The 15,601-nt window shown below is 40.4% G+C and carries 14 protein-coding genes; 7 read left to right on the forward strand and 7 right to left on the reverse strand.

Translation table 11 applies throughout. The features are described from left to right. Positions 1 to 130 precede the first annotated feature (130 nt). Positions 131 to 2,509 (forward strand): TonB-dependent receptor, encoded by a 2,379-nt coding sequence (locus MQE36_RS04365; RefSeq protein ID WP_242937956.1) that lies wholly within the window; start codon positions 131 to 133, stop codon positions 2,507 to 2,509. Between the two features lie 306 nt (positions 2,510 to 2,815). On the opposite strand, the gene MQE36_RS04370 is transcribed toward MQE36_RS04365, so the two are convergent. Beyond that, entirely contained in the window at positions 2,816 to 3,544 is a 729-nt protein-coding gene (locus MQE36_RS04370; protein ID WP_242937957.1) for a TerB family tellurite resistance protein, read from the reverse strand. Between the two features lie 171 nt (positions 3,545 to 3,715). On the opposite strand from MQE36_RS04370, the gene MQE36_RS04375 reads away from it, so the two are divergent. The 5 genes from MQE36_RS04375 (at position 3,716) to ccsA (ending at position 7,130) form a co-directional block, all read left to right on the forward strand. Beyond that, complete coding sequence (locus MQE36_RS04375) at positions 3,716 to 4,126, forward strand: BrxA/BrxB family bacilliredoxin (RefSeq protein WP_242937958.1); 411 nt, start codon at positions 3,716 to 3,718, stop codon at positions 4,124 to 4,126. A 148-nt stretch (positions 4,127 to 4,274) separates the two neighbouring features. Continuing rightward, complete coding sequence (locus MQE36_RS04380) at positions 4,275 to 5,006, forward strand: lysophospholipid acyltransferase family protein (RefSeq protein WP_242937959.1); 732 nt, start codon at positions 4,275 to 4,277, stop codon at positions 5,004 to 5,006. Continuing rightward, positions 5,003 to 5,659, forward strand: coding sequence for an HD domain-containing protein (locus tag MQE36_RS04385; RefSeq protein WP_242937960.1), 657 nt, complete (start codon positions 5,003 to 5,005; stop codon positions 5,657 to 5,659). Before MQE36_RS04380 ends, MQE36_RS04385 begins: the two co-directional genes overlap by 4 nt. Positions 5,660 to 5,853: 194 nt before the next feature. After that, positions 5,854 to 6,348, forward strand: coding sequence for a GNAT family N-acetyltransferase (locus MQE36_RS04390; RefSeq protein ID WP_242937961.1), 495 nt, complete (start codon positions 5,854 to 5,856; stop codon positions 6,346 to 6,348). A 302-nt stretch (positions 6,349 to 6,650) separates the two neighbouring features. Next, positions 6,651 to 7,130: a cytochrome c biogenesis protein CcsA gene (gene ccsA / locus MQE36_RS04395; RefSeq protein WP_242937962.1), complete on the forward strand. Its 480-nt coding sequence runs from the start codon at positions 6,651 to 6,653 to the stop codon at positions 7,128 to 7,130. Here ccsA and MQE36_RS04400 read toward each other — a convergent pair. After that, positions 7,092 to 8,186, reverse strand: coding sequence for a PA0069 family radical SAM protein (locus tag MQE36_RS04400; RefSeq protein ID WP_242938813.1), 1,095 nt, complete (start codon positions 8,184 to 8,186; stop codon positions 7,092 to 7,094). The two genes, ccsA and MQE36_RS04400, sit on opposite strands and share 39 nt — an antisense overlap. A gap of 158 nt (positions 8,187 to 8,344) precedes the next feature. Between MQE36_RS04400 and MQE36_RS04405 the strand changes: the two genes are divergently transcribed. Beyond that, the gene (locus MQE36_RS04405; protein ID WP_242937963.1) at positions 8,345 to 9,757 is read left to right on the forward strand and encodes a Gfo/Idh/MocA family protein; all 1,413 of its coding nucleotides are present in this window, start codon (positions 8,345 to 8,347) and stop codon (positions 9,755 to 9,757) included. A gap of 51 nt (positions 9,758 to 9,808) precedes the next feature. Here MQE36_RS04405 and MQE36_RS04410 read toward each other — a convergent pair whose 3' ends face one another. From MQE36_RS04410 to hemH, 5 genes are all read right to left on the reverse strand, one after another. Then, the gene (locus MQE36_RS04410) at positions 9,809 to 10,585 is read right to left on the reverse strand and encodes an enoyl-CoA hydratase/isomerase family protein (protein WP_242937964.1); all 777 of its coding nucleotides are present in this window, start codon (positions 10,583 to 10,585) and stop codon (positions 9,809 to 9,811) included. Positions 10,586 to 10,618: 33 nt separating this feature from the next. Next, positions 10,619 to 12,025 (reverse strand): sensor histidine kinase, encoded by a 1,407-nt coding sequence (locus MQE36_RS04415; protein ID WP_242938814.1) that lies wholly within the window; start codon positions 12,023 to 12,025, stop codon positions 10,619 to 10,621. Positions 12,026 to 12,108: 83 nt separating this feature from the next. Next, the gene (locus MQE36_RS04420; RefSeq protein WP_242937965.1) at positions 12,109 to 12,651 is read right to left on the reverse strand and encodes a CopD family protein; all 543 of its coding nucleotides are present in this window, start codon (positions 12,649 to 12,651) and stop codon (positions 12,109 to 12,111) included. 477 nt (positions 12,652 to 13,128) lie between these two features. Then, positions 13,129 to 14,520, reverse strand: coding sequence for an MATE family efflux transporter (locus tag MQE36_RS04425; RefSeq protein ID WP_242937966.1), 1,392 nt, complete (start codon positions 14,518 to 14,520; stop codon positions 13,129 to 13,131). Then, positions 14,520 to 15,551, reverse strand: coding sequence for a ferrochelatase (gene hemH / locus MQE36_RS04430; protein ID WP_242937967.1), 1,032 nt, complete (start codon positions 15,549 to 15,551; stop codon positions 14,520 to 14,522). Before hemH ends, MQE36_RS04425 begins: the two co-directional genes overlap by 1 nt. Positions 15,552 to 15,601 lie beyond the last annotated feature (50 nt).

Raw genomic sequence — 15,601 nt, forward strand, 5'->3', positions numbered from 1 at the left:
CATTTCATAAAAGCCTGAATATCAGCAATACAACTATTTTTATTTAAAACAAATCTAAATAAGGTTTTCTTTATCCATCTTCAACCGTATATTTGTCTCGTTATTTATAATAAATCTAATTTAAAATAAAATGCTTAAAAAATTACTTCTCGTCATTCTTGGTATTCATTTTGCCCAGGCACAAACTAAATCTATTGAAGGCCAGGTTGCTAACAGTAATGATACTCCCATTTCATATGCAACGGTACTTATTCAGGGCACTGACATCGGTGTATATGCCGATGAGAACGGAAAGTTTCACCTGAAGGACATTCCTGCAGGAATACACCAGATCACAATAAGTGCAGTAGGTTACAAAACGGTTTCCAAAACCATAGACATAACCGATAGTAACACAAGCAGGCTGTCTTTCATTCTCCAGGAGGATATGCAGCTCGAAAAAGTAGAAGTATTTGGAAACAGGTTCAGGCACCCAGATAAGATCGAAGCCATAACACGGCTTCCACTGGCTCCTTATGAACAAATCCAGAGTATATCCATTATTTCTGACAAACTTATAGAGCAACAGGGAAACCTGACAATCTCAGAAGCTACTAAGAACGTTCCGGGTGTTTACACCTTTGCAACTTACGGGAATCGAAGAGAAAGTATGTCGTCAAGAGGTTTCAGAGGGATTCCTATTCTTAAAAACGGGGTGCGTGTAAACTCAGATTTCAGGGGTGTGGGAATACTCACTGACATGCAGGGAGTCGACAATATTCAGGTGCTGAAAGGAGCTGCTTCAATAACCCAAGGGGTCGCAACTGATCTGGGGAGCCCGGGAGGTGTAATCAATATCGTTACAAAAACCCCGAAATATCAATTTGGCGGTAGCGCTTCCATGAGAATTGGCAGCTACGGACTTGTTCGCCCGACATTTGATGTGTACGGTCCGGTAAATCAAAAAAAGAACTTAGCATTCAGGCTAAACGGATCTTTAGAAAGAGCCGATAGCTACAGAAAAGGGGTGTCTTCAGAAAAATTCTATATAAACCCGTCTTTACAATGGCGCATAAGTCCAAAAACAACATTTACCGCCGAAATGGATTATTTAGATGATAGCAGAACTCCGGATATGGGTACTGTAAATTTGACCGAAAACGACAGGAATGCGATCTACGACCTGCCTCACAACCGGTTTCTCGGCTATGAGAATGACAGAGCTATAACCAAGAACACTACTTTTTCATTACGCTTAGATCATAAACTAACAGAAAAGCTCCAGCTAAAGGCTGCTTACTTTAAATCTGACCTGAACTTAAATGACAAAGCTGCCAGTCTCGGAAACTACATCACAGACGAAAACAATAATCCGGTCTATAATCGTAGGATCAGAGGATACGCCATCTCTGAAAGGAACGACAATAACAGCGTTTTACAAATAGACCTGATCGGAGACGAGATCAAAACCGGATCTGTGAGTCATAGTTTCCAGGCAGGGTTTGACTATCGTACGTCCTCGTACAGCACCTTTAGCCAAGGAAACAGCGCTATCGATACTATTGATGTTTTTTCAAGAATTTCAAACAGATTACCTGGCGGAATCTCGTACAGCAGTCCATCAGAAGCCGAATCATCATCAAACTCTATCGGAATAGTTGCCCAGGATGTGATCACGTTTAACAAATACCTTAAAACATTCCTAGGACTCAGATATAGCACTACAGAAACAATCGGCGCTACGGAAACCACTACCAGCGATGCTTTTAATCCATTGGTAGGATTAATCGTTTCTCCTTACAAGAACATCAATGTATTCGCTTCTTACACCAACAGCTCGTATCCGAGAACCGGAAGCCGGTTAGATGTAAACGGTAATCCGCTGGGGAATGAAAGGTTCGATCAATTAGAAGCCGGGATAAAAACCAACTGGTTAGACAGCAGGCTTAGATTCAACCTGACTTTCTTTAAAATCAACAACAAAGACATTAACCTTCCTGTTTATGACGAAAACTGGATTGCCACAGGTTATTATCAAAAGGGAGGTAATGACGAAAGAAAAGGTATCGAAGTAGAATTAACCGGACGTATTCTTGACAACTTAGAGATCATAACCGGCTATTCATACATCGATGCCCAATACAAAGAGCACACCTCTTATGTTTTCGGATCAGCCCCTCTCAATACACCAAAACACACCTTCAATGCATATGCAAACTATTCTTTCAAGGGGGCTTTGGACAGACTGAGTATAGGCGCCGGCGCTTATTATACAGGTAAAAGGCCTATAAACGACTGGAGTGCTGGGGCTGTTACACATGAAGGCATAGTTCCCGGTCAAAAACCATTTGATGTAGCCTCTTATACGCTGGTTAATGCACAGGTCGCGTACCAGATAGACAATCATTGGAATATAAGATTGTTGGCCAACAACATTTTCAACGAAATTGGTTACAATGCATACAGAACGAGATATATTAATCAGACCGATCCGAGAACGTTTGGCGGTGTACTGACTTATAGGTTTTAAACCCAAAATCCAGACTAAAAATCATGAAAAAGAAAAGTTGAAATGGTTTAAAGACAAATATGGAAACCATTAAATTAAGCTTATAAAGTAAACTACCTCGGGGTAAGTCCCGTGAAATTCCTTTAGGAACATTTCACAAGGGCAAGTCCAATGAAATTCCTTTAGGAATATTTCACAAGGACAAGCGTCGGAGCATTTAAATCTCGATAATCGAGTAAATCATTATATGCAGGTATATTTTATACCTGCATCATACTTTTAAAAAATGAAGAAAAAGAAAAGGGCTTAAATGCCCTTTCGTCTTTTTTAGAACCCCCGTTCTCTCTGAATGTCTTCGTATGCTCTCTGAACTTCTTTAAACTTTTCCTCTGCACCTTTCTTTATCGCTTCATCATCTGTAATGACCTTATCAGGATGATATTTTTTGACCATATTCCTATACGCCTTTTTTATCTCTTCATCAGACGCTGTCCGCTCAATCTCTAAAATCTTATAAGCATTATCGGCAGACTTGACAAACATAGCCATAATACTTTCAAAATCCCTGAACTGAACCTGAAGGCATCCGGCAATCTCCTTAATTTTTTCTACCTCGGCTTTCGACACTGCCCCATCCGCCTGTGCTATACCAAACAAAAAGTGCAACAACTGTAATCTAACTTCATATCGTAAACGCTGTTTTAGATACGACCCGATCCGTTGAGCAGATATTTCCCTGTCCTTTATAACGGTATTGAAAGTCCTAAAAATTTTATTGGCTCTTTCTTTACCGTACGTCGATACAAAATATTGACGCACATAATTCAATTCGGTCTGATTTACCGAACCGTCGGCTTTTATAACTATGGCACATAATGATATCAGGTGCATTTCGAAATCGGCAGGAGTTACTGTTTGCCTGCTTTGGGATGTAAAAGTCGCCCCGCCTTTGTCATCCTTTACCATATCATAGAAACTACCGAGTAAAAATCCGATGACCGCTCCGGGAAATCTAAATATCATGTATCCTAAAAAAGCGGCTAACCACTTTACCATATCCTCTAGTTTAATTTGCTGGCAAAGATAGGGTTTTCAACCGTTTTAATAATTTCACCCATAAACAAAGTCGATAGCCCCATAGAAGACACACATGAATTAAATACACTAAAAGCCAATTGTTTTTCGTTATCTTTGCATTTATTATTGTTGAATTAAATTTTTATAAATATGTATCCAGCAGAACTAGTAAAACCAATGAAAGAAGATTTAACTTCTGCAGGTTTTCAGGAACTTATTACCGTTGAAGATGTAGATGTAGCTATGGCGCAAAAAGGAACTACCCTGGTCGTTGTTAATTCTGTTTGTGGTTGTGCAGCAGCCAATGCCCGCCCGGGAGCAAAATTAAGCTTACAAAACGCTAAAAAACCTGATAACCTTTATACCGTTTTTGCAGGAGTTGACCGTGAAGCAACAGACAAAGCAAGAGGGCATATGTTACCTTTCCCTCCATCATCGCCAAGCATGGCCCTATTTAGGGATGGAGAATTGGTTCATATGCTGGAACGCCACCATATTGAAGGAAGACCGGCAGAAATCATAGCCGAAAACCTTATGGAGGCTTATAATGACTATTGTTAATTAACAAGCAAGAAAAGATCAAAAAACCACTCAATAAATACAGAGTGGTTTTTTTATATAAAAACGTTTTTTTAAAGCGGAAATACGTTCATATATATTGTCGCATTTCTTAAAAAGCATTAAATTAACCCATAATTTTAACTATTTCATGGCAAAAATACTTGCGTATCCATTATCTGTGATCTACTACCTCTGTTTTGGTATTGTATTATTGGTTTTTCATGTTATTCAATGGATCTGTCTGAATCTTTTTGGTTACGAAGCCCATAAAAAAAGTGTCAGCATCTTGAATTGGTTCCTGATGCGATGTGTGAATCTTTTGGGGAACAGGTACACTTTTAAAATGAATGAAAACATCCCCGATAATGTTCCTGTCATCATTGTGGCCAATCACCAAAGCCTGCACGATATCCCTCCGATCATTTGGCATATGCGTAAGTATCACCCCAAATTCATCAGTAAAATTGAACTGGGAAAAGGCATTCCGAGCGTTTCGTTCAACCTGCGACATGGCGGATCGGTATTAATCGACCGCAAAAATTCCGAGCAAGCCTTAAAGGCCATTAAAGACTTCTCCCTGTACATCCGAAACAACAATTATGCCGCTGTAATTTTTCCGGAAGGAACCCGCAGTAAAAACGGGAAACCAAAAAGGTTCCAGATCAGCGGTTTAAAATTAATGTTCCAGCAGATCCCGGAGGCTGTGGTGGTTCCTATTACGATAAACAACTCCTGGAAATTATTTAAATACGGTAATTTCCCATTAGGGATCGGAAACAACATCCGTTTTAAAGTACACGACCCTATTAAAATTGACGGTCAGGATATCAACCAGCTGACCAAGGAAATAGAAAGCATCATTGTTAACGATATAAAATGACGAACCCGCAAATTGTAGAAAAAACAATCGCCTTTGTAAAATCTACACTCAAAGGCGCCGAAGGTGGTCACGACTGGTTTCATATCCAACGTGTATTCAACAATGCTTTGTTAATTGCCAAAGATGAGACGAATGCCGATCCGGTAGTCGTTAGCCTGGGAGCCCTTTTGCATGATATTGCAGACCCGAAATTCCATGATGGCGATGAAAGTATCGGACCGAAAACGGCCCGTGAATTTCTTCAGTCGATCTCCGTAGATAAAAAGGTTATCAATCATGTTGTAAAAATCATAGAAAATGTATCTTTTAAAAACGACTTCGAAAAACGTTCTTTTTCTTCTATTGAGTTGAATATCGTACAAGATGCAGACCGTCTCGATGCTATCGGAGCTATTGGTATTGCCCGTGCTTTCAACTATGGGGGATTTAAAAACCGAGAACTTTACAATCCTGGGATTCCCCCTAACCTGGACATGAATAAAGAGGAATACAAAAAATCCAAAGCTCCTACCATCAACCATTTTTACGAAAAGCTTTTATTGTTAAAAGATCGTATGAAAACTGCATCAGGAAAGAAAATTGCAGAAGAACGCCATCAATTCATGCATGCTTACCTTACACAGTTCTACGACGAGTGGAATGGCAGAAAGTAACCCGACCCTAATATCTCTTATTGAACTATCTGCTTCCTCTTTTTTAAAACCTTCTTCAGGCTACCAATCATATTTTATCTTATCTTGGTTATACTTTACCTCTATCTCTTAAAGAACATCGATATATTGAGCGCTGATATCAAAAACGGCAGTTTCCCCGGAAAAAGCCATAAAGAACACTCAACAATTATTGCATGATGCCCGACAGGTTTCAAATCATTCAAATTCACGAAAAGGCCGCAGAAAAGGACCTGAATATAATTATCGAATTATATCTCCAAGTTTTTGACAATGCGGATATAAAGAAGTTCAGAAAAAAAATAAACAACAAAAAGGACCTGCTTTTTATTCTGGCCTATGTAAACAATGAACCGGCAGGATTTAAAATCGGCTATGCCATAAACCCTAAAGTATATTACAGCTGGACAGGCGGGGTTAAAAAAAATCACCGCAGGAAAGGAATTGCCGGGGCGCTTGCAGCAAGTCAGGAAAAATGGGCTTCTTCTAAAGGTTATTGCCGCTTAAGAACAAAATCGATGAACCGTTTCAAGCCCATGATGATCCTCAATCTGAAAAATGGATTTGATATTATAGATACCGACGAAGACAGGAACGGAGATATTGAAATAATCTTTGAAAAAAAATTACGCCAAAACCCCGAAGCAGATTTTCTTCGGGAAAGCCCTTAAAACACCTGCCTGAATGACAAGACCGTACAGGTTACAAATATTTCGTCGCAAGTCCGTGAAACTCTTTCTGGAACATTTTACAAAGACAAGCCCGGAGCTCCCGATTTCTATGGATTAAATCCCGGATATCGGGTAAAAAGCGGAGCAAGGCTGACGAAAAACCGGCTTATTATCAGTCCTTATCAGAAAGAGCTTGGAAAAGAGATCATCCCATCCAACCAAAGGATAGAAGCCGGGATCTGGTATAACAAAATGAATCTTAACTTCTGGAGCTATTCCAGTACTTCTTTACCATCGGATTCATGATGCCGGTTCTTGCAATTGTTAAAATCTTCAGCAAGAAAAAATGGTTGCCGTCCTTATGGAGCCTTACTGTAATCCTCTCCTTAACAGGCTTCATTGTTTTCGCCGGAAACATTATACTGAGGTGGTATGTGGCACAGAGCAATGGGTATGAGATGTTGGTTTTTGTCGCATGGTGCGTTCTTTTATGTGGAATCATCACGTACAAAAAATCTGATTTTACACTTCCTTTAGCACCCCTTTTTAGCGGAGCCCTGTTATTTGTGAGCTACCTCGACCGGCTTAATCCGGAAATAACAAACTTAATGCCCGTACTCAAATTGTATTGGCTTAAAATACATGTGGCCCCCATCGTAAGCAGTTACACTCCGTTAGCTTTAGCCGCCCTTATAGGGGTCATGGCATTAGCAGCAATGATAAAAAGAGCCCGGCAACAACATTCAAAACAATCGCATTTGTCCGCTTTTTTGCTGCTTTAACAGTTCTTTTTGAGGTTGATAAAGCGAACCATCTATTTCCGGAAACTGTTTATCCGAAAAGTAACGTTGTTTGGCAATGCGCATCATGTTATGGAGCTGCTCTGCAATTTTACCTTCACCCCGCATCCTGGTAACATAATTAGAATCATTTAAATGCCCTCCGTGACATGCTTCTATCTGATGTAATACCTTATCTGCCCGGTCCGGCATTGTTTTTCGGATCCAGTCCGTAAATATCTGCCCTATAGCACCATTTAACCTGACCACAGTAAAAGCTATCGACAAAGCCCCGTGATCTCTTGCCGCTTTTGCCAAAGACAGTACTTCATGGCTGTTGATGCCCGGTATAATCGGAGCGATCATTACATTTACAGGTATTCCGTTTAAAGACAATTCTTCCACGGTTTTTAAACGCCTTTTTATAGTTGCTGTCCTCGGCTCTAAAACCCTTCTTGTTTCTTCAGACAATGAAGTGATTGAAATATTTGCACTGACAAGCTTTAGCAAAGCCAATTCCCTTAAAACATCCAGATCTCTCAAAACAAGTGCATTTTTTGTAATGATCCCGACGGGGTGTTTATACTTCAGGAAAATCTTCAGGCATTCCCGGGTAATCTTGTATTGCTGTTCAGCAGGTTGATAACAATCTGTATTTCCGGAAAGCACTATGGTCTTAGCCTCCCAGTTTCGTGACCGGAGTTTCTTCTCCAATAATTCAGGGGCATCCTTTTTCACCAGGATCTTTCTTTCAAAATCCAGTCCGGCACCATACCCCCAGTACTCGTGAGAGTTTCTGGCATAACAATAGATACACCCGTGTTCGCATCCCTGATAAGGGTTCATAGAATAGGTCATTCCTACATCCGGGCTGGTCACTTTGTTTACAATCGTCTTTGGAAAAACCTCAATATAGCTCGTTTTGTTTTTATCGGCTTCCTCTCCTTCAAGCCTGCAGTATTCCAAAAAATCATCGCGCATTTCATGAGAATGTTCCAAAAACTTATTCCGGACATTCATCTGTGCTCCCCTTCCTTTTATAATTGACTCCTCTTTCATCTTGTATAATGGACTTATAAAATTATTAATTCCCAGTCGAACAGAATGATTATTGGCTTCTTGTTTATGAACATTAACATTTAACATAATCATTATCATTTTTTTGTACCTTAAGCCTTCATTTTAACGATCCAAAATCATCCAAAACTTTAAAACAGATGAAACGAAGAGATTTTGTAAAGAATGTTGCCGCGGCAAGTAGTGCATTCTATATAGTACCAAGCCATGTACTCGGTGGCTCCCACATCCCGCCAAGTGACACCCTTTACATTGCTGCCATAGGAGTAGGAGGCAGAGGCGCAGGAGTGATCAATGAGCTCGATGCAACTAAAAAAGTAAAATTTGTCGCTTTATGCGATGTAGATGACCGGAATGCCAAAGGTTCCTATAAAAAATTCCATAAAGCCAAAAGATATAAAGACTTTCGCAAAGTTTATGACGAACAATTAAAGCATATTGATGCCATAACGGTTGCTACGCCAGACCATACACATGCTACAATAGCACTTCCTTTTATGAAAGCTAAAAAACATGCATATGTAGAAAAACCATTAACGCATAATATTTATGAAGCACGTTTAATGGCCAAGGTAGCCAAAGAAAACGGCATCATTACCCAAATGGGTAATCAGGGCAGCAGTACCGATGATGTTCGAAAAACCAAAGAATGGCTTGATGCAGGCATTTTAGGTAAGGTTCACCGTGTCGATTGCTGGACTAACAGGCCCGTATGGCCACAAGGGTTGAGAGCTATAACAGAAAGTGAGCCGGTACCTGAAGGTCTTGATTGGGACCTGTGGTTAGGACCCGCGTCCATGCGGCCATACAATTCCGCTTATTTACCTTTTAAATGGCGTGGCTTTTGGGATTTCGGAACGGGAGCCCTCGGAGATATGGGCTGCCATATTATGGAAACCCCTTTTAAAACTCTTGGATTAGGTTATCCGTACGAAGCCGAGGCAAGTTGTACCACCGTATGGTCCGGTGACTTTGTAGAAGCAGATTATAACAGTACCTGCCCGCCTTCTTCTGTTGTCAGGCTCAAGTTTAAAAACGATCGCCATGGCGATGTAGCCCTCAATTGGTATGACGGTGGTATTATGCCTGATATTCCGGATCATATTGTTGATGGGGAAACTATTGGAAATGTCGATGGAGGCTCCGTTTTTTACGGAGAAAAAGGAATTTTGGTTACCGACACTTATTCCCGTAATCCGAGATTTTTAAAGAACTATACCCCCGGAGCTATTACTTATCCGCCTGAAACCTTGAAGAGAGTTAACGGAACCCATGCTGACAACTTTGTTGACGGATGTCTGAAAGGAACAGAAACATCGTCGCCTTTCTCTTATGCAGGCCCGTTGACGGAAGCTGTTCTGATGGGGAACCTGGCCATTAAAGCGTTTCAACATAAAGTTCTCAAAAAAGGCAAAAAACCAACCGACTGGGCTCCTTATAGCTATCCGGGAAGAAGAAAACTTAAATGGGACGGAGAGAAAATGTTAGTCACCAACTTTGATGAAGCCAACAATTGGGTAAAAGGAAATTACAGAAAGGGATGGGAACTGTAAATTATTAACCCGTAAATTTCTCCGGGGCAAACCCCGGAGCATTTACCTTTTTTATTTTCCAGGAAAATCAGCTTTTCGTTTTTCCAGGAAAGCAGCTGTACCTTCTTTAAAATCTTCCGTACCGAAACTCTCCCCAAACAACTCTATTTCAGCATCAAACCCTTTTTTATTAAATCCTGCATTAACTGCCTTTATAGCCGTAGCAACTGCCACTGACGAATTCGTCATTATTTTATTTGCTATCTTTTTACAAAACGGCAGCAACTGTTCTTGTGCTATCATATGGTTAATCAACCCATATGCCAGGGCCTGCTCAGTTCCGATCATTCCCCCGGTCATGATCATCTCCATAGCCCTGCCTTTCCCTATTAACTGTGGAAGCCGCTGAGTTCCTCCATAACCGGGAATAACCCCCAGAGACACTTCCGGCAACCCCATACGGGCATGATCGCTGGCAACCCGGAAATGGCATGCCAAGGCCAGTTCCAAACCTCCGCCAAGTGCAAAACCGTTAACTGCAGCAATAACCGGTTTATTATAGTTTTCAATGTAGTTGAATAATAAATCCTGTCCTTTCTCCGCCAGTTGCTTCCCCTGCTTAACAGAATAATCCGCAAACTCGGAAATATCTGCTCCGGCAACAAAAGCTTTTTCTCCGCTTCCGGTGATGATCAGGACACGCGTTTCTTTATCATCTTTCAATTCTTTTAAAGCCCTGTTAAGCTCTTCTATTGTCGCCTTATTAAGCGCATTGAGCTTGGCAGGCCTGTTTATTGTAACCGTGGCTATACCACCATCTTTTTCGATCAGAATGTTTTCGTAGCTCATATTGTGTTCTTTTATAATATCCGTACTTCGAAATTATGATTTTTCCCTTGGAAATAAAACCGTAAACACCGTTCCCTTGTTTTCAACTGAAGTGAATTTAATAGTTCCGCTATAGGTTTCAACAATATTCTTTACCATCCCCAGTCCCAACCCCATACCACTGGTTTTTGTGGTAAACTTAGGTTCAAACACCTTTTCATGGTTTTCCTCAGGAATTCCCCTGCCATTATCAGCTACTGAGATTTTTACATGCTCCCCTACACTCATTACCTCCACAATCACTTTCGGGTCTGCATCTTCCGGTATCGCCTGAATCGCATTCTTTACCAGGTTCGTAACGACCCTTACCAGTTGGGTCCTGTCCAGATTTGCCATGATCTCCTCTTCACTGTAATGGAAACTTATATAATCTTCATTAAAAATATCTAAAGAAAGTTTAACCACATCAACTACATTAAGCCGTTCTGTTTTTTGAACCGGCATTTCAGCAAAGCTTGAGAAAGCCGAAGCAATATTGCTCATTATATCGATTTGCTGAATAAGGGTTTTAGAAAACTCTTTTATCTTTTGGGTTGCCTCAGGGTCTTCAGGATCGAACCTGCGTTCAAAACTCTGTACACTCAGGCGCATTGGGGTAAGCGGGTTTTTTATTTCATGGGCCACCTGCTTTGCCATTTCCCTCCAGGCCTGTTCACGTTCACTCTTAGCCAATTTGGCTGCGCTTTCCAGCAATTCGTCAATCATACTGTTATACGCATCAACAACATTCCCTATTTCTTCACTGGGACGTTCCAGATGTATCTTCTCATTGGTCTTGTTAAGTTTTGTCTCCTCTATTTTTTCGCTTACAGCTTTTAATGACCGGGTAATGTATTTCGATATAAAATAAGCCAGTAAAATAGCCAGAAGGAGTAAAAAGAAATACACTGCCCCTAAACGGATAAGGAATTCTTTCAGCTCGTAATAGTTAAAATTATCATCTTCGTAATAAGGGACATTTAAAATACCTATAGGCTTAAATTTAAGATCATTTATATAAATAAATGAAGACTGATAATCATCTCCGGCTATCTTTCTTTTTTTAACAATTCGATGGTCAGGATTCAGGGAAAGTTCTCTCAGGGTAGCAGCATCAATTAACGATCCGTTCTCTTCTCTTTTGGGTTTGCTGCTTAAAATCAGCTCGCCGTCCAAACCATAAATATTAAAATTGAGATTCAAGATATCGGCAATGTCGTAGATGCGGCTCCTGAAAATATACTGAAGGTTCTCTGTTTTCACCTCAAAAGTGGTTTCGCGGAGCTCGTAATTAATCTGTGCAAGCAACTGGCTTTCTTTTCGCTCTAACCGCTCACGGTGATAATCTATAGATTGTTCCTTATACTGATAAATAGTTACTGCCGCTATCAGCACAAATGCGAATAACACCAGTACAATCATGGTTAAAAAAATCCTATATCGAAGCGAAATTCTTTTTCTCACTGCCTTGAATTTGCGGTTTTTACCAACAATTATCCTGCCAATCAGGCCTTGGGGTTTTTATCTCGTATTCGTCTATACAGTTTGATCCCCAACATTAACAAAACGGCCAGTACTATAATCCCTGTTACACCGAATATCCAGTTGATGGCATTTTTCAATATCACCAAAAATACAACCGCAAACAATATAATGGTAGATCCTTCATTCCATATCCGCATAAAATTTGACGTATACTTTACCTCGTCCCGTTGCAACTGCTTAAAAATTTGGTGTGTTTTTAAATGATAGGCAAAGAGCAATATCACAAAGGCTAATTTTACATGCATCCACCCGTGTTCCAACCAACCGGGAATCAAGACCAGTAACCAGATTGCAAAAACCGTAGCCAATATGGCCGAAGGCCAGGTAATAATATACCACAATCTTTTTGCCATTAGTTTTAATTGTTCTCCGAGGATTTCCTTTTCTGGCGAACCTTTATGAAAAGCTTCAATTTGGTAAATAAAAAGCCTCGGAATATAAAACAATCCTGCAAACCAGGTGATTACAAAGATCAAATGGAGTGCTTTGATATAATTATACATACACTTCTATTCTACAAATAAGTACTGCAAGTTTAAGGCATTAAATCCTTTATTGAAAGTTTAATTTTGCCGGACGCGATTTCATTAATCTTTTTTAATTTCTCATTGGATCTTATCGTCGGTCACTTTCGCCGTCGCGTGTCCTGATCTGTTGGATCTCTTCCGATCTTCAGATGGTTTACATACCGTTAAAGACCCCGGCACAACAAACAAGCTAAGAAGCAGCAGTCTTTATAGTCATCTTTAATTTACAGAATTTCGTTAGCTTTTTAAAGGTAGGAATAAAATATGACATGAATACCCGACATATCTGCCCCAACGACCATCAACTGTATTAAACACACCTATACAGGTCCTTTTAAAACGGCGGGGGTTTGGGATATTCTTCGGCTCGTTCACAAGCCGTATTCCCAGAACTCGTCAGAACCATATCGAAACACATATAAGAATTTCTGTTTATTGAAAACAGCAAGTATCCTAAGAATCAATTTTTATACCTGAAGTCCGTCTTATTTCCCTGTTTAAAAAATAGGCCGTAACGATTGTAGACAAGATATCCGCAATGGGAAAAGAAATCCAAACACCAGTTTCTCCATAAATACCCGGTAAGATAAGAATAAGAGGAATAAAAAAGAACCCTTGTCTGCTCAAGGTTAACAACAATGCGGGTCTTGCTTTCCCTATGGCCTGAAAATAAGCTGCTCCGATGAGTTGAACGGCAACAATAGGTGTAGCCGCAAAAACCCAACGCAATGCACCCGGTGCCTTGGCCAGAATAACAGCATTTGTCTTAAGCTCCTCTGCCGTTAAGCTCCCGTCATTCTTTAAAAACAACCTGGTAAACACATCAGGGATAAAGAATATGAGTAAAAAAACCAGCAACCCGACCACACAGGCTGTAATGATCGATTTATTAACGGACTCCCTTACCCTGTCATATTTTTTTGCCCCGTAATTAAAACCTGCTATCGGCAGAAAACCCTGTGTAATTCCCAATACGGGAAACAATACGAACATAAGCATCCGTCCGACAATAGCATAAACAGAAACCAAAGCCTCTCCCCCCAATCCGAACAAAATATTGTTCATAATGAGATATATAATACTAACCACCGCCTGCCTTGCCAGGGTTACAAAGCCCAAAGAGCCTATTTCAGAAACAATTTCCCTGCTTGGAATAAGATGAGAAAAGTTGATCTTAAGCTCAGAATTTTTCCCAAGAAAGAACCAGAGTATATAAGCAAAACACATCAGATACGATAGCGTAGTGGCCCAGGCCGCCCCATACATCCCCATATCCAAAACGTTTATCAGCAAATAATCCAACAGCAAATTCCCGATAGTCGGTATGATCATGGCTATCATAGAATACCTTGGTTTACCCTCTGCCCTGATCACATTATTACCCATCATGCAGAGAGCAAGAAAAGGCACTCCGTACAATACGATCGTGTAATATATTTTGGCAGGATCAAAAATAGCACCTTTACCTCCAAAACCCGGAATAATATCATCTATAAAGATCAGTCCCGGTATAACCATCCCAACGGTAATCAGAACGGTTAAGGTAATCTGGTTCCCAAAAGTGGTCAAGGCCTTCTTCTGGTTTTCGGCTCCTAAGGCCCTCGAAATTATTGAAGATCCGCCAATACCTATAGCCATCCCAAGAGCTGCTATAAAAAAGGAAACGGGCAAAACCACATTAATAGCTGCTATCGCTATTGATCCGATCCACTTACCTACAAATATACTATCGATAAGCACATTGAGTGACATCACCAGAATACCAATAGAGGCAGGTATCGCCTGTTTAATCAACAGCTTACCAATCGATTCGGTTCCTAATTCAGTAGAACTTACTTTAGCCATTAAGCGTTCACGGTTTTTGTCATTGCCCATTCATCGATCCAGCGAGAAAGTACCTTAACCCATTCATCATTATCATTTAAACAGGGAATCGCATAGAATTTGTCGCCTCCGGCTTCAATAAATTCTTCTTTCCCTTCCATCGCTATTTCTTCTAGTGTTTCAAGACAATCGGAAACGAATGCCGGGGTAACAACTGCCAGTTTCTTTACCCCTTCTGTTGCCAGTTTTTCTATGGTGGCATCGGTATATGGCTGAATCCACGGATCTCTTCCCAATCGTGACTGGAACGAGGTTGTATACTGATGTGCATCAAGCCCCAGATACGCCACTACCAACCTTGTTGTCTCGTAACATTGATGCCTGTAACAATACTGATGTGCAGGTGAATCCACAGAGCAACACTGTCCGTCAATTTTACAATGTGAATTTGTGATATCAGATTTTCTGATATGTCGTTCCGGCACACCATGATAAGAAAACAACAAGTGATCGTATTCTTTTCCTTCTAATTCTTTTTTAATAGAATTAGTCAATACCCTTACGTAATCCTGATGATTATAAAAAGCCGGAATGTTGGTAAAATGCATCTGCGGGAAATATTTTCTTCTTACTTCTTCGGCTTTCACCAACACCGTTTCAGTAGTCGACATGGCAAACTGGGGATACAAAGGAACGACCAGAACCTCATCTACACCCTTATCTGCTAACTCCTGTAACCCTGCTTTTATCGATGGGTTTCCATACCGCATTCCTAATGAAATCGGTACCTTCGTTAAATCGTCTACCTTCTTTTGTAACCGTTCAGACAATACTATTAACGGAGAACCTTCCTCCCACCAAATTTTTTTATAGGCAGCTGCCGATTTTTTGGGACGTGTATTTAATATGATTCCCTTTACAACAAAAGCCCTCAAGAGATAAGGCTTGTCAATAACACGCTCATCCATTAAAAATTCATCCAAATATCTTTTAACATCTTTAGGATCGGTACTATCCGGCGAACCCAGGTTTACAAGAAGAACTCCTTTCATATCTGTTTTTTATTCCTGGCAAAAATACAGTTTTCCTTTAAGCTTACTCA

Origin of the sequence: Zhouia spongiae, from assembly GCF_022760175.1 — a bacterium.
Taxonomy (GTDB): Bacteria; Bacteroidota; Bacteroidia; order Flavobacteriales; family Flavobacteriaceae; genus Zhouia; species Zhouia spongiae.

Coding starts and splice junctions, on each gene's coding strand:
- MQE36_RS04365 (WP_242937956.1), top strand. CDS start 131: ATGCTTAAAAAATTACTTCTCGTCATTCTTGGTATTCATTTTGCCCAG.
- hemH (WP_242937967.1), bottom strand. CDS start 15,551: ATGAAAGGAGTTCTTCTTGTAAACCTGGGTTCGCCGGATAGTACCGAT.
- MQE36_RS04380 (WP_242937959.1), top strand. CDS start 4,275: ATGGCAAAAATACTTGCGTATCCATTATCTGTGATCTACTACCTCTGT.
- ccsA (WP_242937962.1), top strand. CDS start 6,651: ATGATGCCGGTTCTTGCAATTGTTAAAATCTTCAGCAAGAAAAAATGG.
- MQE36_RS04425 (WP_242937966.1), bottom strand. CDS start 14,520: ATGGCTAAAGTAAGTTCTACTGAATTAGGAACCGAATCGATTGGTAAG.
- MQE36_RS04420 (WP_242937965.1), bottom strand. CDS start 12,651: ATGTATAATTATATCAAAGCACTCCATTTGATCTTTGTAATCACCTGG.
- MQE36_RS04415 (WP_242938814.1), bottom strand. CDS start 12,025: ATGATTGTACTGGTGTTATTCGCATTTGTGCTGATAGCGGCAGTAACT.
- MQE36_RS04400 (WP_242938813.1), bottom strand. CDS start 8,186: ATGAAAGAGGAGTCAATTATAAAAGGAAGGGGAGCACAGATGAATGTC.
- MQE36_RS04405 (WP_242937963.1), top strand. CDS start 8,345: ATGAAACGAAGAGATTTTGTAAAGAATGTTGCCGCGGCAAGTAGTGCA.
- MQE36_RS04385 (WP_242937960.1), top strand. CDS start 5,003: ATGACGAACCCGCAAATTGTAGAAAAAACAATCGCCTTTGTAAAATCT.
- MQE36_RS04375 (WP_242937958.1), top strand. CDS start 3,716: ATGTATCCAGCAGAACTAGTAAAACCAATGAAAGAAGATTTAACTTCT.
- MQE36_RS04390 (WP_242937961.1), top strand. CDS start 5,854: ATGATGCCCGACAGGTTTCAAATCATTCAAATTCACGAAAAGGCCGCA.
- MQE36_RS04410 (WP_242937964.1), bottom strand. CDS start 10,585: ATGAGCTACGAAAACATTCTGATCGAAAAAGATGGTGGTATAGCCACG.
- MQE36_RS04370 (WP_242937957.1), bottom strand. CDS start 3,544: ATGGTAAAGTGGTTAGCCGCTTTTTTAGGATACATGATATTTAGATTT.